We start from the raw sequence: 20269 nt of genomic DNA, 5'->3' as shown, positions 1-20269 counted from the left end.
ACTCATGTTTTTCAGCCACTTTCTAAATAAGCAACATAGAAAGGGATTAATAACATGATATATAAAGATTATGAAAATAGGGATATCAATGACAGGTCTTACTGGAATGGTCCAGGTGCAGCTAACAGAAGGGTTATTTATAAAGCGGCCGGTTATGAGGATAAGGATATTAGGACAAAACCGCATATTGGAATTGCCAATACTTTTTTTGAGGCTTCTCCAGGCACTGGTCATCTGAGAAGATTAGCTGATTCAGTGAAACAGGGTATTTGGATGAATAATGGTGTTCCTATGGAATTTGGCGTTCCTGCCACTTGCGGAAACGTCGCTATAGGTTCGGATGGGCTGAGGTATGAATTAGTCGCCAGGGACATTGTGGCCATGTCAGTAGAAATGGTATGCAAAGTCCAGAAATTTGATGCTTTGGTGATCCTTGCAACTTGTGATAATATCATTGCCGGAGCATATCTAGCAGCAATTCGAATGAATCTTCCGGTCATCGTTGTGACGGGTGGTTCTATGTATCAGGGAGAGTGTCATGGCAAGAAAATCGTCCAGGCGGAGATGGACATTGCGACAATCCGGAGGGATGAAGAAGTTGTAAATATGTTTGAAGAGCATGTTTGTCCATCGTTTGGAGCATGCCCTTCCATGGGTACGGCTAATACGATGCAGATTTTAGGAGAAGCGCTGAATCTGGTTTTACCAGGAACAGCCACAATACCGGCAGGAGATAGTATTAAATTAAGAAAATGTGTAGAAGCCGGACGCGCAATTGTAGATATAGCAATTAAAGGAAGAAAACCAGCACAGCTAATTTCTAAAGAAGTAATTTTAAATGCTATTATGTTAGATATGGCAATTGCCGGTTCCACCAATGCCGTTTTACACATTTTGGCATATTCTAACGAGTTAGGATTAGGGGTCACGGTGGATGATTTCGATAGGATTGCAAATGAAATTAAGTGCTTGGTAGGTGTAATTCCGAGCGGGAATTTAAGCGTTATTAACCTGCATAATGCAGGTGGTGTTCCGGCAGTTATGAAGAGACTGGAGAGTAAGCTCTATCTGGATGTTCCAACTATGAGTGGTTATACATGGCGGGAATATTTAAAGCATGTGTCCGTAGTAAATGAAGATGTGATAAAGACATTGGATAAACCATTTGAAAACATGCCGGGACTTCGGGTTTTGAAAGGAAATATTGCACCGGATGGCGCAGTATGCAGAGCAACAGGAGTACCGCAAGAAATGCTCAAATTCATGGGAAAAGCTAAAGTTTTTAATCTTGAAGAAGATGCCTATGATGCAATTATGACCGATAGGATAAAGCCTGGTGATGTAGTCGTTTTAAGATATGAAGGATGTAAGGGATCTCCTGGAATGAACGAGGTGATGATGGCAACGGATGGACTTGTGGCGAAAAAATTAGCAAATAAGGTTGCTTTGATAACAGATGGAAGGTTTTCTGGATTTAACCATGGGACTATTATTGGACACGTTGCGCCTGAGGCATACGAGGGCGGGGTAATCGCATTAATTCAAGATGGAGATCTCATTGAAGGCGATATTCAGGGAGGTACAATCAATCTTTTGATATCAGAAGAAAAACTGGAGGAGAGAAGGAAAAGCTGGGTAAGACCGGAGCCGAAGGTCAAGAAAGGTGTGCTGGCGCTTTATGGTGCCACCTGCAGACCGTCAAATGAAGGTGGCGCAATGCAGAACTGGCTGAAATAATCTTGGATACGAGTATGAAATAACGATATCAAATAAAAGGGGAGAAGCTATTGCAGGGAGATTGGGACAATGAATTTGTGGTTTCGCTTCCCGGGAAGATCGTCATGAGTCGTAGTTTCTTAATCTCAACCTAACCCGCTCGTGCGGGCTTTCAAGACAACGACATCCCCCGCGTTTTAGACCAAACGCGGGAGGGATTTTTTGGTATGGGGTTTTAAGTTGCTTATTTCCCGGAGTTCAATTTCAGTTCCAGCTCGGATTTTCCCAGGGCAGGAAGGGAGTCCTTTTTGGCACTTGCTTTAATGTAGACGAGCCAGTAAACACCCGCGACAAAAAACGATCCGCCGACAATATTGCCGAGAGTTACCGGAATTAAGTTGTTATTGATAAAGGTTCCCCAATTGAGGGCTGCGAGAGCCTTAGCGTCGAGATGAGAAGCCATGACCCAATTAGGGTTGGCTTTACTTAAAATTCCTGCCGGAATGTAATACATATTTGCTATACTGTGTTCAAAACCTGAGGTGACAAAGAGCCAGATCGGGAAGAAGATGGCAAGTATTTTTCCGGTCATGTCTTTGGCTCCGTAGGCCATCCAAACCGCTAAACAAACCAACCAGTTGCACATGATCCCCAAATAAAAGGCCGGCATAAAGGATAGCCCTACTTTGTAAGAGGCAATTTTTATAGTCATTCCGCCTAAGACATTAGAACCGCTGCTAAATAAACCGGAGTGTACCATAAGGTAAGCGATGAATACCGAACCAATGAAATTGCCTATATAGACAAAGATCCAATTTATCAGCATAGCTCTGAATTTAATCTTTTTTTCTAAAACTCCGGCTAAGATCATGGTATTGCCTGTGAACAATTCTCCTCCGGCTAAAAGCACAAGCATAAGTCCGGTTCCAAAGATAGCGCCTGCCAGAACTTTCCCCAGACCATAGGTCTCAGGTTTGGCGAATAGATTAAAAGCCGCCATATTTGAACCTTCGGCTGCAAAAGCTATGAAGGCTCCCGCTAAAATCCCTAAGATTATTTGTTGGGATATGGGCAAGGCTACCTTTTTTATTCCTGTTTGGATTGTTGATTCAGCAATCTCTGTGGGTGTTAAAAATCCTTTAGCTTCCACAATAAACAACTCCTAACATTGTTGATAAGACCCAACAGCCTAACTGCGTGCTCTGACCACCCCCTGTTTTTCTGCAGGTGACTGAAGCGGTTATTTTCAGTTTAGACAGTATTATCTGAATTGTCTCCATTTTGAAAATTAAAAAGGTCTTTTATCAATATTGTGCATAAAGAAAATGGTTAAAGCTAATTAAGTAAATATTGAAAATAAAAGCTTTTTACTAAATAAAATGCCCTCCCGGATAGCGGGAGGTTCATAATAAGAACCTGCCGCCATGGAAAAGCATCAAAAGTCTTAAATTCAGGAAAAGCTTCAATATGCTCAATTATAAAGGAATAAAAAGTTTGAGGGGGCGGCCAACTGTGCCGTATTTTTGATCGGATTTTAAAACTCCGCACTGTTCAAGAAATTCAAGGTAGCGCCGCACAGTGACCCGTGTTAATTGAACTCCTTCCGCCACTTCCTCGGCTGAGATAGGACGCTCAATCGTCTGGACAAACTTCAGCACATGCTCAAGAGTAGCTTGATTTAAACCTTTGGGCAAGCTTTGCCCTCTAAAGTGTCCCGTGTTTACAGCATTTGCTGTTGGAGGTTCTGCTGCGTTGACAGTGGTGGTGTCATCAAGAGTTGGGTTGGATACAATAGCGTCAGGAGGGGGTGGGGAGTAAATTGCCTCCTCACTTGGCACCAGGTTATTCTCAAAATCACAAGTAGTTTTGTTAATTTCAGACGTCAGAGATTGAAGTTGTTCCACCATTTGATTAAAGGCATTCTCTAATTCTTTGATCTCTTTGGAACCTGATATTTTAATTTTTTGAGTGAGGTGTCCCGTTGCAATGTCTCTGGCTCCCAAGGTGATGTTGTGCAAAGGATGAATAATGAATTTCTGCAGAAAGAACCAAGTAATTAGTGCCACGATAATCGTCAGGGACAATCCTAAAATCCCCAGAGTAATTAATGACCCGTTGATAGTTTTTTGATCGTAGTCGTGGGAAATTCCCACATAAAACATACCTATGATATTGCCGCTTTCCGTGCGCAAGGGAACATAACCGGTTTCATACCATTGACCGACGACGTTGGCTTTGCCGACAAATGTTTGCCCGTTCTGCAACACTGTTTGAGCTACGTTAGCGGAAACCTTGGTGCCAATGGCCCGTTCCTCACTCGAACCGCGGACGGTTGTCGCCACTCTGGTATCACCCAAAAAAATTGTAACTGTGTCCCCTGTCAATAAAGACAAATGATCGACGAACTGATTATTTAGGCTGATTTTGGCAGGCCCTTTGTACAGCTCCCCATTTTGCTCGTGCCAGGGACCGGGGAAGGTTTTATCCATAATCTCCTCGCAAGTTGCCAAATCAGCCTGCGCTTTGATGAACGCCGCATCTTCAGCGCGGTTTTTCATAAACCAGCCAAAAGCAACAATGAAGCAAACGGCAAGTACTATGAGCGAGCCTAAAAGCAGGATTAAAATTTGTTGTTTGAGAGAACGCACATAATCAACCTCTTTTCCGGGAGCGTATTGGGTAAAGTGAGTTAAATTATATGAATTCGCCGAATTCAGCAAAAAACCTTTAAATTAGTAGTAATAAAACTTTGCGGCTATTTTAGTCCGCGGTGAAGCGGACAATGCCGCTCCGTCTGAAGAATATGTTTTTCTGAGATGGGATATACAAGATGGATATAGAAGATGAATATAATGGAAATAGTTTAGCACCGGCGGTAAAAAATAGGTTATAATAATAGACATGAAAAAAGAGGGGGAAAACTGTAGGAATACAGTATGAAAAATTAGTTTAGTCAAATAAAAAAGACATAAAGCGGAGGAGATCAGAAGGATGAATAAACAACGAATCCATCGGGTTACGGAAAACATGAAAAAGGCGGGATTAACACAGATCATTGTGTCATCTACCGCCTCTCTTTATTATCTAACCGGTTTTTGGGTTGAACCTCATGAACGCATGATTGCGCTGTATCTTGATACCTCAGGCAGAGCCGTCCTGTTTGGCAATGAAATTTTTGGGCTTAAAAGTACAGCCGAACTGCCTTTGGTTTGCCATAAGGACAGCGATAATCCTGTCGGAGGTCTTGCGGAAGTTGTCCAGCTGGGAAAATTGGGCATTGATAAGTTTTGGAGCAGCAAGTTTTTGATCGAACTAATGGAGTTGAGAAAGGATATTGTACCGGTACAAGGCTCCGCAGCGGTGGACTTGGCAAGAAAAATGAAAGACGAAAGCGAAATTGCCCTCATGCGTCAAAATTCTTTAATTAATGACCGGGTTGTTGGAGCAGCTATTGCCCTGCTTGAAGACGGCGTGACGGAGAGTCATCTTGCTGCGCAGGTCAATAAGCTTTTTAGGGAAAACGGCGCCGATAGTGAGGGAACACAGATTGTTTGCTTTGCTGCCAATTGCTCGGACCCCCATCACTGCGGTGACAGTACGCTTCTGAAAGCGGGCGACAGCGTAATCTTTGATATTTTTACTCCTCTCAACCGCTATTGGTGCGATATGACCAGAACGGTTTTTTATAAAACCGTCTCCGAGAAACAGCGTCAGGTTTATGACCTGGTAAAATCAGCCAACGAAACGGCCCTTTCCAGGATAAAGCCGGGGGTATTGCTTTCGGAAATTGATAAAGCGGCGAGGGATATCATCGCCCAAGGCGGATATGGCCAGTATTTCACACACCGCCTGGGTCATGGCATCGGGCTTGAATGCCACGAGCCGCCTGATGTCAGTATGGCTTCGGATATTCCGCTTGAGGTGGGGATGATTTTTTCCGTTGAACCTGGAATTTACCTGCCGGGAGAGTTTGGGGTAAGAATTGAAGACCTGGCGCTTGTTACGGAGGATGGCTGCGAGGTGCTCAATCACTATCCCAAAGAATTGCAGGTTATCGCTTGATTTTGCTTGCGCCAGGCCAGACACGTTTCCCGCCGGTTCTGACCGGCCTGGCGCAATACAAACCTGGTGGCTTTATTCCACCAGGTTTGTATTCTTTATAGGTATGCTTTTATAGGTAGGACAGGAATTAAACCTGGGAACTTTGGCGAAGATGGTCAGACGGCTTTGTGTAAATTTCTGGTTATAAGAAATTCGTCGTAGGACTTGACCGGAGTAATTTGAGTTAAGGCCTCATGTGCTATTCGATTGGCCTGCATAGTTGTGATATGATTTTTAGATATAATGTTGTAGCGCCCTTTAAAGGGAGTAGCAACTAATAATTCTATGCCTTTCTTTACCTGGCCCAGCATCTCTTGTTGCGAAGCTTTGAGTTCCTGGGTGTCAATGACAAGATAGTATTCGGCTGTATTGAATGCTTTTAATTTTCTCAGTAAATCCTCCAGATATTTATGGCTCTCCTGATCAGTTATCAGCCCTCCCATAGTAATAAGAAATACTTTCTCGTTAGGTATGAGTTGAAAATTATACATATTATTATCGTCTCCTTAATTCATGTTTAATGATCTGCCCTAATCATAGATGACAAAGCTGAAATACAGCTTAAAATAACATGAAATTTACCTGAAGAAAGCCTGAAAGGTGACTGAAATCAGAGAGGCAGGAGTTAAAGCGGCCGGCAGCTTTTCCGGCTCTTAAGAAATTGAAATAGCTCAGGCTGTAAAAGTACGTGCACAGGAAAAATTAGTCCTCCATAAAATGATTATGGATAAGATTGGAAAAAGAGAGGATGTCCGTGATGTATTATACAGTTCAACCAGGAGATTCTTTGTACAATATTGCTCTGCAATACAATACAACGGTTAATCATTTGACGAATTTAAATCCTCGGATCAGTAATCCGAATAAAATTCGTGCCGGGGAAAGAATTAAAGTTGACAGTCAATGGGGTTTCAATCCCTGGTGGGGAAACGAGTGGCAAGAGGGCATTGAAGCATATCAAAAAGGTGTTCAGGAATATCGAAAAGGCCGCGCCCAATATCATAAGGGCCGTAAGGAATACGCAAAATATCGCGGCCGCTGAAGGTTTCTCTTAATACCTGTAATCAAGGGCCTAGCTGCAGGTTGTGGAGATAACTAAAGGATCGTAAGGTTTACGGTCCTTAAATTTTGCAGATCCGCTCCTTATTAGGATAGTCTGACAATGGCCTCGCAGGGTGATATAATAGTGGAAAACGTTTGGGGAGGTAAAATTGCATGCCAAGTTATGATATGCTTTGCCAGGAGTGCGGCCATAAATTTTCCGTGTTTTGTACTATCAGTCAGAAGGAGCGGCAAGTGTGTCCTCAATGTCAAAGTTCTAAGATTTCGCAAAGGTTTACCTCTGTCAATATCGGGGGCAGTAAGGGGAGCGGAGGCTCTTGCTCAGCGTCATCTTGTTCCGGGTGTTCAGGGTGTTAACCCGTTATGGTTCTAATTGCCGGTCCTTTCCAGGTCAGCGAACCATAACGGGTTAACACCAACGACATTAATCAAGCCATCAGCTATGCTGATGGCTTGATTAATTAGGCTTTTTTACTTACGTGCTTGCTGGTCTGTTTAACAACTTTTTGGACTGCTTTCGTTTGTTTTTTAGCCTGATGCTGGGTACTTTTTGTTGAAGTCTGAGACACTTTGGCATGATGGACCGGAGAAACTGTTTTAGCACTGGCAATGCTTGCTGTTCCTAAGAGTAACCCGAACATGGAAATAAGTGCGATTCCAATTTTGATTCGTTTCACAAGATCATCTCCTCTGTCGTGATGAGAATATTATTGACTGCTGGAATTTTATTATGTATTGCGGCGAGGTAGGATAATGTTTTTTAACTACTTTTAGCCAAGCTTCACAAATAATTCATAGATAGTTCACAAATAATTCACAAATTGTTCGCTTACATCGAGCGGTTCAATAATCAGGCTGAGAATGCGATACGGTCATTTATGCTAAGAGGCAAAGGCTTGTCTTTTGTACAGGTGGAATGTGGATGCGAAACTCAGACGAGTTTAGGGCTAAAAAGAATGATATGAATATCTACAGAACGTATCCGGATCAAATCTGATCTCTGTGTCAGAAAACTGTTGACTTTCCTGGAAAATAAGGTTATTCTTGTGTTGACAATTGAGGTTCCTCGTTAGGTGAGGCTCCTATACGAACAAAGGCTACTGCCCCGAAATGTCGAGAGACGCCAATGGGTATAACAGGTATTACCGGCTTAAGGTTTTACTTAATGTAGCTGAATGGTTGCACATTCTACGTCGTATAGTGCCAAAGCTCAAACGAGTGGGGAAAGCGGTTCTGGTTGCAAACCTGGGCTGTACACTTTTTGTGTGCTTTCCCCAGGTTATTTTTATTTTATTTTAATTAAAAGGTGGTGGTTGGTTAATATATGGATAGGCCTGCTCGATGTTTCTTAAGGATCAAATTACAAAGAACTGACCACTATCTCAAGTTATAAATTTTAGTCATAAGATAGATAGTCAGTAGGGAACCGGAGGTGTTACTTGTGCGCAGAGAATTAATTCAGGCTCAGCGGCCTAAGCGGTTTGGCTGGGTGGATATTTTGGTGCTTGCCTTATCTGTTGGTCTATTATATTTCTTACTCACCCTGGGCAGTGGGATGAAGGCCTCTTTTATACCTGAACGGGCCTCCGAGTTAGATCTTAATCCTATATTACTGCCGTATTACGCTGGGCGTTCTTTATTAAGAATGTTTTTAGCTTATGGTTTATCACTGATCTTCACCTTTGTTTACGGACGTATCGCCGCCTATAGTAAAAGAGCGAGTATTGTCATGGTCCCCTTACTCGATATCCTGCAGTCAATTCCGGTTTTGGGTTTTTTATCCGTTACGGTGACAGGGCTGATCGGCCTCTTTCCGGGAAATATGCTGGGACCCGAATTAGCTTCAATTTTTGCGATCTTCACGGGGCAGGCCTGGAATATGACCTTTAGCTTCTATTATTCCGTAACGGCCATCCCCTCTGAGTTTCGCGAGGTTTCAACCATGACCCGTATGTCCGGGTTCAGCAGATTTAGAAAGCTGGAAGTTCCTTATGCCATGATTGGTTTGGTCTGGAATAGTATGATGTCTTTCGGAGGAGGGTGGTTTTTCCTCGCCGCCAGTGAAGCGATAACCGTGTTAGGCAAGGATATTAAACTCCCCGGTATTGGCTCTTATATGGCGACGGCGATTGACAAAGGGGATATGAAGGCTATTTACCTGTCCATTGCCACCATGATCTTAATGATTGTCGTCTTAGATCAATTATTGTGGCGCCCGCTGGTTGCCTGGTCCCAAAAGTTTAAAATGGAACAGTCGGAAGGGGATAGTCAGGAATCCTGGTTCCTGGATTTATTGAGAAAATCGCTTGTTATTTCTCATTTACATGCTGTCCTTAAGGCTGTTTCGCTAAGAATTGCTGAAATGTTTCTGAGGATTAAAAGTATTAAGCGACCGGCTGAGGAAAATTCCAGCCTAAGTGCCATCATAAATTTCTTCATCCGCCTCCTCAAATGGGGCCTCGCCCTTGGGCTGCTCTATCTTATAGCCAGCCATGTCCTGCAAGGGATACTTTTAGTTTTGCAGTTGGGTCAGGACGACCTGCTTAAACCTTTAGAATACGGCGGTTATACCTTTTTGCGCGTTTTGCTGGGAACGCTGATCGGAACGCTATGGACTGTACCCGCAGGGGTAGCCATAGGGTTAAACCCCAAACTGGCCCGCTTTGCCCAACCTTTGGTCCAAATTGCGGCTTCTTTTCCGGCCAATATGGTATTTCCCTTTATCACCTTATTTTATCTTAACTATCACATTAGCCCTGAGATAGGTGCCGTGCCCCTGATGATGTTAGGGACACAGTGGTATATTCTCTTTAACGTTATTGCCGGCGCTTTGGCCATTCCCAATGATTTAAAGGAAGCGAGTTCTGTTTTGGGGCTGAGTCGTTATGAAAGATGGAAAAAACTAATATTACCGGCGATTTTTCCTTATTTGGTGACGGGTTGGATCACCGCCAGCGGCGGGGCCTGGAATGCCAGCATTGTTTCCGAAGTTGTCTCCTGGCGCAACCATGATTTGGTCGCTACCGGTTTAGGGGCCTATATTGCCTCGGTAACCAATGAAGGCAATTGGCCTAAAATCATTTGGGGAATTACTGTGATGGCCCTCATCGTTGTTATAACCAACCGTTTGATCTGGAGAAAGCTATATGTGATAGCTAATGAGAAATTTAATATCGTCTGAAGGAGGGAAGATCATGTCCAAAGCCTTAATCAAATTAGAGCATATTTTTAAATCCTATGATCTGCCGGGCAACAATAATGCCACTGTGCTTTCCGATATAAGTTTGGAGGTAAAGGAACGTGAATTCGTGGCTATCCTGGGGCCATCCGGCTCCGGCAAATCTACGCTGCTGCGCATCATTGCCGGTTTGGTCAAACCGACTCAGGGTAAAGTGTCTTATCAAAAGGAAGCCGGAGAAGGAGAAGGCTTTAGAAAAGGTATGAGTATGGTCTTTCAATCCTTTGCTTTGTTTCCCTGGCTCACGGTTTTGGAAAATGTCAAATTAGGCCTGAAAAACAACCACAAGCTTAGTGAAAAACAGAAACAGGAAAAGGCCATTGCCACGATTGATATGATCGGCTTGGACGGGTTCGAAGGAGCTTACCCCAAAGAACTGTCCGGTGGTATGAAACAAAGAGTCGGCCTGGGACGGGCCTTGGTTATGGAACCGGATCTCTTGCTGATGGACGAGCCGTTTTCAGCCTTGGATGTTTTGACTGCCGAAAACCTGAAGCGCGACTTGCTGGAACTTTGGATGGAGAAGCGGATACCCACCAAGTCGATTATTATGGTTACCCATGGAATCGAAGAGGCAGTGTATATGGCCAACCGGGCGGTTGTTTTATCCAGAGATCCGGCAAGAGTCGTGGCCAATATTGCCATCGATCTGCCGCACTGGCGGGATAAACAGGATAAAGCGTTTACAGCTCTCGTTGATAAAATTTATTCGATTTTGACGGCCAAAGAGGTCGAAGTCAAAACTCAAAAAGAAGATGTACCCAAAAAGATAAAACAATTACCTCACGCACGGGCCGGGGCTTTAACAGGTTTTATTGAGCTGCTGGACGATATTGGCCTGAAAACAGATTTATATAAGCTGGGCGAGCAATTGAGCCTGGACCTGGAGGACCTTCTGCCGATTGTGGAAGCCGCCTCCCTTCTGAAAATGGTCGCGGTGAAGGAAGGAGACATTGAACTAACCTCTATTGGCAAAGAGTTTGCCGAAGCGACAGTCCTGCAGCGGAAAGAACTCTTCCGAGAGCAGGCCCTGCAGCACGTTGCCAGTTTAAATACGGTGATCTCCGCCTTAAATTCCAAGTCCAATGGCAAAATGCCGGAAGAGTTTTTCCTGAACGTCTTAACCCGTCATTTTGGTGAAGAGGAAGCTGCCAATCAGTTGACGACGATCATTGACTGGGGTAGGTATGCGGAGCTATTCGCCTACGATGAGCATATAGGGCAAATCTATTTGGAGAAAGACGATATTTAAGTCTTGGGTTTAGAGAGCGATCATGCTAAAATTTGTTTGTGTTGTTTTCACATCCCCGCTTTTGCCTCTATAGTCAGCAATGAGAAAGCGCCCTCACTCCACTTTGCCAGTGAAAGGAGGACGCTTTTTGAGCGTTGCAACCACTTGGGATTTTAGGGACTGAGTTTCACACAGACAGTTTTCAGGACAGTCCCGTCTGTTTTTTGTACTCTCCCAAAGCAAGAACAGCTAGCGGCCGCCTGCATAGTAAAACCCTCCTACTGCAGTAAATTCTTCAATAGGAGGTTCCTTTGTTTTATAAATTGAGTTTCGTTAACCGGGTAGGCAAATGTAGATTATACGGACCTTTTCGGAAAAAATCTAAAATAGTTTAGACACGAAAGAGTTAATAACATCAAATGTGGCAAAATAATCAGCCGGTGTTTCCGCACGGCGGATCAGTTCAAACGAGCCGTCTTCTTTTAATAAAACTTCGGCAGAGCGCAGTTTTCCATTATAGTTATAACCCATTGCGAAGCCATGGGCGCCGGTATCATGGATCACAAGCAAATCACCGATGTCAATTTTAGGCAGCATACGGTCAATGGCAAACTTATCGTTATTCTCACACAAGCCCCCTGTAATATCATATTTATGGTGGTAAGGCTCATTTTCCTTACCCATAACTGTGATGTGATGATAAGCGCCGTACATTGCCGGACGCATAAGATTTGCCGCGCAAGCGTCCAGTCCGATATATTCTTTATGGATATGCTTTTCGTGTATTGCGGTGGCAACAAGACAGCCGTAGGGTCCTAACATAAATCTGCCAAGCTCGGTGTATAGTTTAACGTCCCCCATCCCTGCAGGGATGAGAACCTTCTCGTAGACTGTCCGAACACGTTCACCCACATCAAAGATGTCCGCAGGCTGCTGTTCCGGGTGATAAGGAATACCGATGCCACCGGAAAGGTCAATAAATTCAATGTGGGCACCTGTTTCGTTTTTTAATTCTACAGCAGTTTCGAACAGGACTTTAGCAAGATTAGGATAGTATTCATTGGCTACGGTGTTGCTGGCCAAAAATGCGTGCAAGCCGAAATGCTTAACTCCTTTGTGCTGCAGCCTTTTAAAACCTTCTGTCAATTGTTCACGTGTAAAACCATATTTTGCTTCATTCGGAGTGTCCATTATTTCATTGTTAATTACAAACAAACCGCCCGGATTATATCTGCAGCCAATTGTTTCGGGAATGCCGGCAACTTTTTCTAAATAGTCTATGTCTGTAATGTCGTCAAGAATAATTGTGGCATTTAATTTGCGTGCCAGTATAAAATCCTCTTCCGGCGTAACGTTTGAGGCGAACATTATTTCCTGCCCACTAAAGCCAACCAAATCAGCCAGCATAAGTTCGGTGAGGGATGAGCAATCCACACCGGCAGCTTCTTCTTTTAAAATTTGCAGTATTGCCGGGTTTGGTGTCGCTTTAACTGCGAAATACTCCTTAAAACCTTCGTTCCAGGCAAATGCTTTTTTCAATTGTCGTATATTTTCCCGAATTCCCTTTTCGTGATACAGGTGAAAAGGCGTTGGATATTCTTGGGTTATTTCTCTTAACTGGTCTAAGGTTACAAAGGTTTTTTTCATTTTAAGCATCACTCCTTTCGTTGCCTCCCGGGCACTACAACTATATAGATACCAACTCTTTTCAGCCTGCCTCTGACAGCCGTTGCCAGCGCTCTTCTAACCAAACAGGAATTTCTGCATAGTATTGGTATGGGATTGGGGAAATATTATCTTTTTTTTCTCAAATAAGAACTAAAGTTTCCAGCAGTACAACTTGTCTAATAGCGTTGGCATTGAGAAAAACTTATATAGTTCATGTTTCTGCCTTATAAAATCTTTCTCGACAGCTTTCTCAATTTATTCATTCGACGCTTGTGATAATTTTTCCTCCCGAAACGCTTAAGGGCTCTGTTTCTGAGAGGAACGCTTATCCGCTGACTAAGCCGCTCTAAAACTCCCGCTTCGGCAAGCGGTGAGTTAAGAGCGGCTTAGTCCCTGGATAAGTGCGACTAAGATTCAGATGGAGTTAAAAACTCTACCTGAATCAAGTCTGCTTTATCCCAGAGACAAAAGATTGGGAACTTCATTTAGGTGCTGCTTAGTTGCAGGCTTGCCGCCCCAAATAGATATTAGTTTAAAACCGAAAAAATTCGGCCGCCGCACAGTTCGGGCTGGGCTGCGCTGCGGTTTTAAGTTTGAGGATCAGGGGGTTATGGCTTATAAACGTTCCTGAAGCTTTGCCTTCCTGGAACCAGGGTGAACTGTAGTTGCGTCAGAAATAAGAATAAGCTGGTTGCTTAGATTGACATAATGAACCAGAGGATATAAAGTAGAGTCAGAATTACGTGCATATACACGTGTGTTCTGTTTTTAATTCAAAAGGTGGTGATTTGATGCAGCAGGCTAAGGGCAAGCCCAAATCTCTCAGTCCCTGTCACTGTTTAAATATCCGGCGGGCTTCCCGGTCGGTTACTCAATTTTATGAAAAAGTTTTAGAACCAAGCAAGCTTAAAATCACCCAGTATTCGTTACTGCGAAATCTGGAAGCGGTAGGGCCCGCAACTATGAGTGTGCTGGCAAAAATTATGCGTATTGACCGGACGACTTTAAACCGCAATATGAAGCCCCTGCTGGCTGCCGGGCTGATCACCGTCAATCCCGGTGAGGATTCCAGATCCAGACAGGTAATACTTACTGAGGCAGGCCGGGATACGCTGCTCAAAACCTTGGAGTTGTGGGATCAAGCCCAAGCATTGCTGGAAGAGTATTTGGGCAGGGAAGAATTAGACAGTTTGGAGCAATCCCTGGCCAAATTAGAGGCTTTGTTCTAAAGGTTTTCTAAAAAACTCACGTAAAAGATGTTTTTATATGCAAATGAGTGTATATACACATAAATTGCCTTACATATAAATTAATATACATATAAGTGCACTCATTGATTAATTTTCAAGGATCATCTCCGGAAAGTGTGGGACAAGGACCCGGGCGCTTCCAGAGTATCCAGAGGGCTGATTGAATTTGAAAAAATAGTTTATGAAGTGAGGAGAAATTAGCATGTCGCTGACATCACAAATTAAAGAATTTGCCTTAGACATCGGCTACAGCAAAGTAGGAATCATTCCGGCTGACAGCTTTCCCGAATATGCCGCTGATTTACAGCGCAGGCAGGAGATGTATTCTTTTTACCTTAAGAGTCCCTCCCGGCCGCTCGCCGCGGCAGAGCCGCTTTCCCTGATGCCTGAGGCCAGGTCCATTATTACAACGGTGTATGACTATGCGCAGAAAAACTTCCCCCAGGAATTGAGCGGTAAAATCGGCCGGATTTATCAAGCGAGGTGCTACGACGCGCCGCCGGAACGCATCAACGGGGCCAGACCGGAATTGCTGAAAAGTTTTCTGCGCAAACTCGGCTGTCAAGTAGGGGAGAAGATAAGCTTGCCCGAACGATTGGTGGCGGCAAAAGCCGGTATTGTAACTTACGGCAGAAATAATTTCGCTTATGCCGAGGGAAGCGGTTCTTTTATCTATCTTACGTCTTTTGTAGTCGATAAAGAGCTGGAGTACGACCAGCCTAGCGTGGAGGTTGGCTGCCCCGAAGGATGTTCCGCCTGCATGAAAGCCTGCCCGACCAAAGCTATTTACGAACCGCTGAAACTGGACCCTCGCCGCTGCATAGCTTTTAACACCTTTATGACGCAGGAGCGTATCGCGGGCAGTCGTATTGAACCGGAAATCCGTGCCAAGATGGGGACGAAAGTTCATGGTTGTGATATTTGCCAGGAAGTATGCCCCCGCAACCAGGCTAAGTTAAAGTCCAGGCGGCCGGATGATGAGTTTTTAGTGAAAGTGGCCCAGGATTTCAGTCTGACGCGCATGCTTAATCCTACGGAGGAGTTTTACGCCACCAGAATCCAGCCCCTGATGTACAATTACATCAGGGAGAAAAAATATTTCCAGCGCAATGCCGCCATTGCCCTGGGCAATTTGGGCGATCCAACAAATATTCCCGCTTTGGCCTTGGCCATGAATGATCCCGAAGAGCTGGTGCGCGCTTATGCCGCTTGGGGTTTGGGAAAAATCGGCGGCGGGAAAGCTCAGCAAATTTTGGAGGGAAAAATTAAAGGAGAAACGTCCGCGGCTGTCAAACAAGAAATAAGAGAATCCTTATTGGCAACAGGATAATAAGCGGGACATTCAAGTCTGCCGTGGGAAGACCCCTTTGGGCCTTAGGCGCCAATTTAAAAGAGAGTGGGGGAATGGACGTTGGAAACGAACTATCGGATTGCCTATGACAAATACTGGAGAGACGTAAAGAAAAAGGTGCCGGAAGAGATCGCGGCGCAGCGTGCCGTGAGCTACTTCAGCGCTACGCGTCAATTTGTCGTTACCTTTTTCGGCTCGGAGTATATCTTGGATTGCGATACTGAAACCATAGCGGGAAAAAGCGACGGACACGTTCCGGAAGTCACCACCTCCATCATCATGCTCAATTATTTGGCTTATGCCCAAGCTCCTCAGGAAGCCGCTAAAAAATGGGTCAGCCTGAAGGAATTGCCGGACGGCGGCATGCTCTTTTATCCGGCCTTTTACAAGAATTCGATTTTAAGCCTCACCAAGGCCTTCGGCCATCAAGCACACCGGTTGCTGCCCTGCGCGGCGGTTTTGGGCGGAGTGCCGGGCACCTTTGGCAGTTCCTCCGCGATCTTTCAAGCCTTCCCCGAAATTTCTTTGTGTGTGATTATTTGGGAAGGGGATGAAGATGTCCAGGCCAACGCCACGGTCCTCTTCGAGCCTAGTGTTGAACATTTTTTGCATATTGAGAGTACTATCGGGCTCGGCATGTATTTGGCCAATAAATTAAAACGGCTGGCGCTTTCATTATAGATACTACTACTCTAACTAGTTTAAAAGGGGAGTTAGATGAATAGGAAATTATTTTTCAGTCGCATTTTCTTAGTAATAAGTATAATTTTTGCAATAGTATTTTTGGTGTGTAATTTTTATATTCAGGATATAAGGAACTATTTAAATTTGTATCGTTGGATTGCTTTAATCGCAATAGTATGTAATGCAATTAGCTTTGTTTTAAAATTTTTAGCGCATAAAAAAGATGGTATTGAAATTAAATATTGGTAGCACAGCAGCGAGTTCTTTTTGCCCCAGGCAAAGATTGCCGGCAATGTGCCGGCCAAAAGCGTTTGACTTATAGTATGCTCCAAGTGGTATGATACTTTATATTAAAGCAAGGAGCGATCATCGGGTGGCCCCGCATTCGAGAGAATCAATTTGGAGGTGTGTTGTAATGATCGTGAGTGAAGCTTTGCAAATCCGCCGTTCCTGCAGGGCGTTTAAGCCGGACCCGGTTGACAGGGATACGCTGCTGGCCGTCCTGGGTGCTGCGCTGTGTACTCCGTCCTGGGCGAACTCGCAGCCCTGGGAACTATTTGTTGCCGGCGGTGATGTACTTAAGGAGATCAATCAAGCCTATTTGGAGAACCAGCGGAAGGGCGTTCAGCCCAGCCCTGATCTTCCCCGGCCTAAAAACTGGCCGGCCAGTATCAACGCCCGCCGGCAGGAGCTTTTTTCGGGACTTTCTCTTGCCGCGGGAGAAGCCGCCAAACAGTTCGGCGAGCTGAATCAAAAGTTCTTCCATGCGCCGGCGGTCATTTACCTGGGCATGGATAAAAGCCTTACTACCTGGTCGGTGTTTGATTTGGGAGCGATTTCCCAAAGCATCATGCTGGCAGCAGTCGAACGCGGTCTGGCCACGATACCTGCGGTGACCCTGGTTCATTATCCGGAGGTTTTGCGCGGCAAACTTGGTATTCCGGACAATTTTTCCCTTGTTTTAGGGATCGCCATCGGCTATGAAGACAAGGAGCATCTGATCAATAACTTTAAAAGCACAAGAAGGCCGCTGGCGGAAGCGGTCAGCATCAAAGGACTTGAGTAGGGATTTAAGTCTATAAGTCTGTAAGTCTGAAGGTGGGAAATCCGGCAGGCAAAGCAGAGTGTCGATAACCGCCTCAAGAAGATACTTCTCTGGAAGATACCTCTCTGATAGAGTGATTAGAGCGATAATGCCAGACTATGAGAAATTACAGGATAAAACTGTATACCTGAACTGCATATAACTTGAACAGAGCGCAGCGTGCTGCCGGATGAGGAGAAGAACCTGATCCGACAGCCACGGGCGCTTTTTTATTATGTCCGCAAGCCTAATGGACAAACGGACCCGGTCCTTATTAAGCAACGAGTGGGGCGGAATGACCGCCCCCGGGCTTTTCCGGACATATTCCGCTTTCTTGAGGGCGCTGGTGTTCAATTCCTGCGGTCGAGCGTCCGGCCTCACCCGGAATATTCGTTCCGAGAGCAGTGGGAAGCCTGAGGGCGGCCGGGCACTAGCTTTGGTCTATATCCCGTATAGCTGTTTAGTATATTACAGTTTTAGACAGAGGTACTATAATTGAAAAGCGAAGAAGATTGTCGAATTGAGCGTAAATAATTAAGCATAAATAGTTGAGGCATAATCAGTGTTCCGGCAAGAAGCAGAGATTATTGCCGTTAACATACCCGTACCCGCGGGCTTAGAGAGCTTTGACCACCTTGGCAAAAGCATTGGGGAAATCAAACCGTCAAAATAGAGGTGTTTTTTCATGGCATACTCCGGAGAAGAGGCCTTGGGCCTTGTGGAAACAAGGGGAATGGTTCCGGCCATTCAAGCGGTGGACGTGATGTGCAAAGCTGCTGATGTTGTGCTTGTTTCTTACGAGAATATGGGTTCCGGCCTGGTCACCGTCATGGTCAAAGGGGATGTGGCCGCAGTCCGGTCCGCAGTGGAAAAAGGGGCGGCGGCGGCCGCGGCGATTGGGGAGATGGTGGCTGCGCACGTTATACCGCGTCCCATCAGCCGGGTGGGCAAGATTGTGTCCCGGCACGATATTGACAATTAAGTTTGATGATTGGGAAAAGGAGAATCCGCTTGGAGAGAAATGATGCTTTAGGGTTCATAGAGACTTATGGGCTTGTGTCGGTTCTGGAAGCCGCGGATGCGATGTGTAAGGCTGCAGACGTGGAGTTAGTGGGGTATGAGAATGTGGCTTCCGGGCTGATTTCCGTTGTCGTGCGCGGCGACGTGGGAGCGGTGAAAACGGCGGTAGAGGCCGGCGTTCAAGCGGCAAGCAAAGTAGGTAAGATCTATAGTGTCAATGTGATTGCCAAGCCCCATCCGGATGTGGAAAAAATCGTCGCCAAGCATGTTATTGATTGGTAGCAGGACCGCTGTCCAGCCTTAGACTTAGTCTTAGTCTTAGTCGTGGAAAGGAGGAGAAGAAATGTATCGGGTTGACAATGATTTGCTTTCCGTTCAGGAGGCGCGAATCCTGGTGGAAAATGCCCGCGAGGCCCAAAAGCTGCTGGCAGCCTTTTCCCAGGAAAAGCTGGACAAGATTGTCGGCTCTATGGCCGCGGAGGTTAGGAAATATGCCCGGGAACTCGCCCTGATGTCTCAGGAAGAAACGGGCTTTGGCCGCTGGCAGGATAAGCTTATCAAGAATATTTTCGTCAGTGATTATCTCTGGCGTCAGATAAAGGATATGAAAGTTGTCGGCATTATTGCCGAGGATCGGGAAAAGCGGACGCTGGATATCGGGGTGCCGCTTGGCGTGATCGTTGCTTTGCTTCCGGCCACGAACCCGGTGTCCACGGCAATCTATAAAGCCTTGCTGGCCGTCAAATCAGGAAACGCCATCGTTTTTTCACCGCACCCGAAAGCGAAGAAGGCCATCGGCAAAGTTTTGGAGATCCTGATCCGGACGGCGGAAGGGAGCGGTTTGCCTGCCGGGGCTATCGGCTATTTGCAGAGGAGCGCGCCGCAGGGAACGCTGGAAATGATGCGGCACAAAGACACGGCGCTGATTCTGGTCACAGGTGTGCCCAAGCTGATCCGGGAGGCCTATAAATCCGGAAAACCCGTCATTTACGGCGGTCCGGGCAACGGACCGGCTTTTATCGAGCGTTCCGCGGATATCCGGCAGGCGGTTGCCGATATTATTGCCAGCCGGACTTTCGATAACGGCATTATCTCGGCGTCGGAGCAGTCGATTGTCGTTGAGGAGTGTATTGCCGCCCAAGTCAGGCGGGAACTTGAGAAAAAGGGAGCTTATTTCTTGTCCCCAAGAGAGGCGGAAGAACTCGGCAAGTTGTTCCTGCGTCCGGACGGCAGCATTAATTCGGAAATTGTCGGCAAGCCGGCGCTGGATTTGGCGCGGAGAATTGGGATCTCCGTCCCGGAAACGACCCGGGTTTTGCTTTCTGAACAAAGCTATGTTTCCGGCAGCAATCCCTATTCCCGGGAAAAGCTTTGCCCGGTGCTGGCTTTTTATATCGAAAAGGACTGGCAGGACGCCTGTGAAAAATGTATTGAGTTATTGCTCAATGAAGGTCAAGGACAGACCTTAGTTATTCATTCGCGCAATGAAGAGGTAATCCGGGAATTTGCCCTGAAAAAACCGGTGTCGCGCCTGCTGGTGAATACGCCCGCCACCTTAGGCGGTATCGGAGCGACGACGAATCTTTTTCCGGCTTTGACCCTGGGGTGCGGTGCGGCAGGCGGCAGCTTTACTTCCGATAACGTCTCACCGCTGAACCTGATCAATATCCGCAAAGTCGGCTATGGCGTGCGGACCTTAGAGGACCTAACCAAGAGCGCTCAGACGCTGGAAGACGCCGGACTTGCGGTCGGCGTTGGTCCCGCGGTCCGGCAGTTCCAGGAGAGTCCGGAGGATTTAAAAGAGCTGCTGAAAAGAATATTGGCCCAGCTTACAGCCCCGGGCAAGGTTTAAGTTTGTAAAAGA

Annotated in this window: 18 protein-coding genes and 1 riboswitch; of the genes, 13 read left to right on the top strand and 5 right to left on the bottom strand. The window is 45.7% G+C overall.

The genetic code is table 11. The annotated features are described in order from the left end of the window. The first annotated feature begins 54 nt into the window (after positions 1-54). Positions 55-1737: a dihydroxy-acid dehydratase gene (ilvD, locus tag REC12_RS15865; RefSeq protein WP_308896150.1), complete on the top strand. Its 1683-nt coding sequence runs from the start codon at positions 55-57 to the stop codon at positions 1735-1737. Positions 1738-1960: 223 nt separating this feature from the next. Here ilvD and REC12_RS15860 read toward each other — a convergent pair whose 3' ends face one another. Then, the gene (locus REC12_RS15860) at positions 1961-2866 is read right to left on the bottom strand and encodes a formate/nitrite transporter family protein (RefSeq protein WP_308896148.1); all 906 of its coding nucleotides are present in this window, start codon (positions 2864-2866) and stop codon (positions 1961-1963) included. 325 nt (positions 2867-3191) lie between these two features. After that, positions 3192-4364 (bottom strand): cache domain-containing protein, encoded by a 1173-nt coding sequence (locus REC12_RS15855; protein WP_308896146.1) that lies wholly within the window; start codon positions 4362-4364, stop codon positions 3192-3194. A 343-nt stretch (positions 4365-4707) separates the two neighbouring features. Between REC12_RS15855 and REC12_RS15850 the strand changes: the two genes are divergently transcribed. Then, positions 4708-5778, top strand: a complete 1071-nt coding sequence (locus REC12_RS15850) for a M24 family metallopeptidase (protein WP_308896144.1) — start codon at positions 4708-4710, stop codon at positions 5776-5778. A gap of 155 nt (positions 5779-5933) precedes the next feature. Here REC12_RS15850 and REC12_RS15845 read toward each other — a convergent pair whose 3' ends face one another. Continuing rightward, on the bottom strand, positions 5934-6308 hold the full coding sequence (locus tag REC12_RS15845) for a hypothetical protein (RefSeq protein ID WP_308896142.1): 375 nt from the start codon (positions 6306-6308) through the stop codon (positions 5934-5936). A gap of 266 nt (positions 6309-6574) precedes the next feature. Here REC12_RS15845 and REC12_RS15840 point away from each other — a divergent pair, with 266 nt between their 5' ends. Then, positions 6575-6859 carry a LysM peptidoglycan-binding domain-containing protein gene (locus tag REC12_RS15840; RefSeq protein ID WP_308896140.1) on the top strand — a complete coding sequence of 95 codons (285 nt, stop codon included), beginning with the start codon at positions 6575-6577 and terminating at the stop codon, positions 6857-6859. A gap of 173 nt (positions 6860-7032) precedes the next feature. Continuing rightward, positions 7033-7236: an FmdB family zinc ribbon protein gene (locus REC12_RS15835; RefSeq protein WP_308896138.1), complete on the top strand. Its 204-nt coding sequence runs from the start codon at positions 7033-7035 to the stop codon at positions 7234-7236. 104 nt (positions 7237-7340) lie between these two features. Here the strand turns inward: REC12_RS15835 and REC12_RS15830 are convergent, their stop codons facing one another. After that, positions 7341-7556 carry a hypothetical protein gene (locus REC12_RS15830; protein WP_308896135.1) on the bottom strand — a complete coding sequence of 72 codons (216 nt, stop codon included), beginning with the start codon at positions 7554-7556 and terminating at the stop codon, positions 7341-7343. A 381-nt stretch (positions 7557-7937) separates the two neighbouring features. Beyond that, positions 7938-8109: riboswitch (M-box (ykoK) riboswitch) on the top strand. 211 nt (positions 8110-8320) lie between these two features. Between REC12_RS15830 and REC12_RS15825 the strand changes: the two genes are divergently transcribed. Then, positions 8321-10060, top strand: coding sequence for an ABC transporter permease (locus REC12_RS15825; RefSeq protein ID WP_308896133.1), 1740 nt, complete (start codon positions 8321-8323; stop codon positions 10058-10060). Positions 10061-10073: 13 nt separating this feature from the next. Continuing rightward, positions 10074-11369 (top strand): ABC transporter ATP-binding protein, encoded by a 1296-nt coding sequence (locus REC12_RS15820; RefSeq protein ID WP_308896131.1) that lies wholly within the window; start codon positions 10074-10076, stop codon positions 11367-11369. Between the two features lie 360 nt (positions 11370-11729). Here the strand turns inward: REC12_RS15820 and REC12_RS15815 are convergent, their stop codons facing one another. Continuing rightward, positions 11730-12995, bottom strand: coding sequence for a diaminopimelate decarboxylase family protein (locus tag REC12_RS15815; protein WP_308896130.1), 1266 nt, complete (start codon positions 12993-12995; stop codon positions 11730-11732). An 812-nt stretch (positions 12996-13807) separates the two neighbouring features. Here REC12_RS15815 and REC12_RS15810 point away from each other — a divergent pair. The 7 genes from REC12_RS15810 to REC12_RS15780 all read left to right on the top strand — a co-directional run bounded on the left by REC12_RS15810 (position 13808) and on the right by REC12_RS15780 (position 20257). Continuing rightward, positions 13808-14245 (top strand): MarR family winged helix-turn-helix transcriptional regulator, encoded by a 438-nt coding sequence (locus REC12_RS15810; RefSeq protein WP_308896128.1) that lies wholly within the window; start codon positions 13808-13810, stop codon positions 14243-14245. Between the two features lie 223 nt (positions 14246-14468). Continuing rightward, positions 14469-15596 carry an epoxyqueuosine reductase gene (locus REC12_RS15805; RefSeq protein WP_308896127.1) on the top strand — a complete coding sequence of 376 codons (1128 nt, stop codon included), beginning with the start codon at positions 14469-14471 and terminating at the stop codon, positions 15594-15596. A gap of 81 nt (positions 15597-15677) precedes the next feature. Beyond that, positions 15678-16298 (top strand): DUF3786 domain-containing protein, encoded by a 621-nt coding sequence (locus REC12_RS15800; RefSeq protein WP_308896125.1) that lies wholly within the window; start codon positions 15678-15680, stop codon positions 16296-16298. A gap of 418 nt (positions 16299-16716) precedes the next feature. Beyond that, the gene (locus REC12_RS15795) at positions 16717-17367 is read left to right on the top strand and encodes a nitroreductase (protein ID WP_308896123.1); all 651 of its coding nucleotides are present in this window, start codon (positions 16717-16719) and stop codon (positions 17365-17367) included. A gap of 703 nt (positions 17368-18070) precedes the next feature. Then, the gene (locus REC12_RS15790; protein WP_308896121.1) at positions 18071-18367 is read left to right on the top strand and encodes a BMC domain-containing protein; all 297 of its coding nucleotides are present in this window, start codon (positions 18071-18073) and stop codon (positions 18365-18367) included. 29 nt (positions 18368-18396) lie between these two features. Beyond that, on the top strand, positions 18397-18687 hold the full coding sequence (locus REC12_RS15785) for a BMC domain-containing protein (RefSeq protein WP_308896119.1): 291 nt from the start codon (positions 18397-18399) through the stop codon (positions 18685-18687). Positions 18688-18748: 61 nt separating this feature from the next. Continuing rightward, entirely contained in the window at positions 18749-20257 is a 1509-nt protein-coding gene (locus REC12_RS15780; RefSeq protein ID WP_308896117.1) for an acetaldehyde dehydrogenase (acetylating), read from the top strand. Positions 20258-20269: the final 12 nt, after the last annotated feature.

The sequence above is a fragment of the Candidatus Desulfosporosinus nitrosoreducens genome (assembly GCF_030954495.1).
GTDB classification, from domain to species: domain Bacteria; phylum Bacillota; class Desulfitobacteriia; order Desulfitobacteriales; family Desulfitobacteriaceae; genus Desulfosporosinus; species Desulfosporosinus nitrosoreducens.
Note: the sequence above shows the minus strand (reverse complement) of the source record. Positions and strands in the feature narration are given on the sequence as shown.

Excerpts from the sequence above, each read along its gene's own strand:
- REC12_RS15820 (WP_308896131.1), top strand. The coding sequence starts at position 10,074 with ATGTCCAAAGCCTTAATCAAATTAGAGCATATTTTTAAATCCTATGAT.
- REC12_RS15850 (WP_308896144.1), top strand. The coding sequence starts at position 4,708 with ATGAATAAACAACGAATCCATCGGGTTACGGAAAACATGAAAAAGGCG.
- REC12_RS15790 (WP_308896121.1), top strand. The coding sequence starts at position 18,071 with ATGGCATACTCCGGAGAAGAGGCCTTGGGCCTTGTGGAAACAAGGGGA.
- REC12_RS15805 (WP_308896127.1), top strand. The coding sequence starts at position 14,469 with ATGTCGCTGACATCACAAATTAAAGAATTTGCCTTAGACATCGGCTAC.
- REC12_RS15815 (WP_308896130.1), bottom strand. The coding sequence starts at position 12,995 with ATGAAAAAAACCTTTGTAACCTTAGACCAGTTAAGAGAAATAACCCAA.
- REC12_RS15835 (WP_308896138.1), top strand. The coding sequence starts at position 7,033 with ATGCCAAGTTATGATATGCTTTGCCAGGAGTGCGGCCATAAATTTTCC.
- REC12_RS15780 (WP_308896117.1), top strand. The coding sequence starts at position 18,749 with ATGTATCGGGTTGACAATGATTTGCTTTCCGTTCAGGAGGCGCGAATC.
- REC12_RS15845 (WP_308896142.1), bottom strand. The coding sequence starts at position 6,308 with ATGTATAATTTTCAACTCATACCTAACGAGAAAGTATTTCTTATTACT.
- REC12_RS15810 (WP_308896128.1), top strand. The coding sequence starts at position 13,808 with ATGCAGCAGGCTAAGGGCAAGCCCAAATCTCTCAGTCCCTGTCACTGT.
- REC12_RS15840 (WP_308896140.1), top strand. The coding sequence starts at position 6,575 with ATGTATTATACAGTTCAACCAGGAGATTCTTTGTACAATATTGCTCTG.
- ilvD (WP_308896150.1), top strand. The coding sequence starts at position 55 with ATGATATATAAAGATTATGAAAATAGGGATATCAATGACAGGTCTTAC.
- REC12_RS15795 (WP_308896123.1), top strand. The coding sequence starts at position 16,717 with ATGATCGTGAGTGAAGCTTTGCAAATCCGCCGTTCCTGCAGGGCGTTT.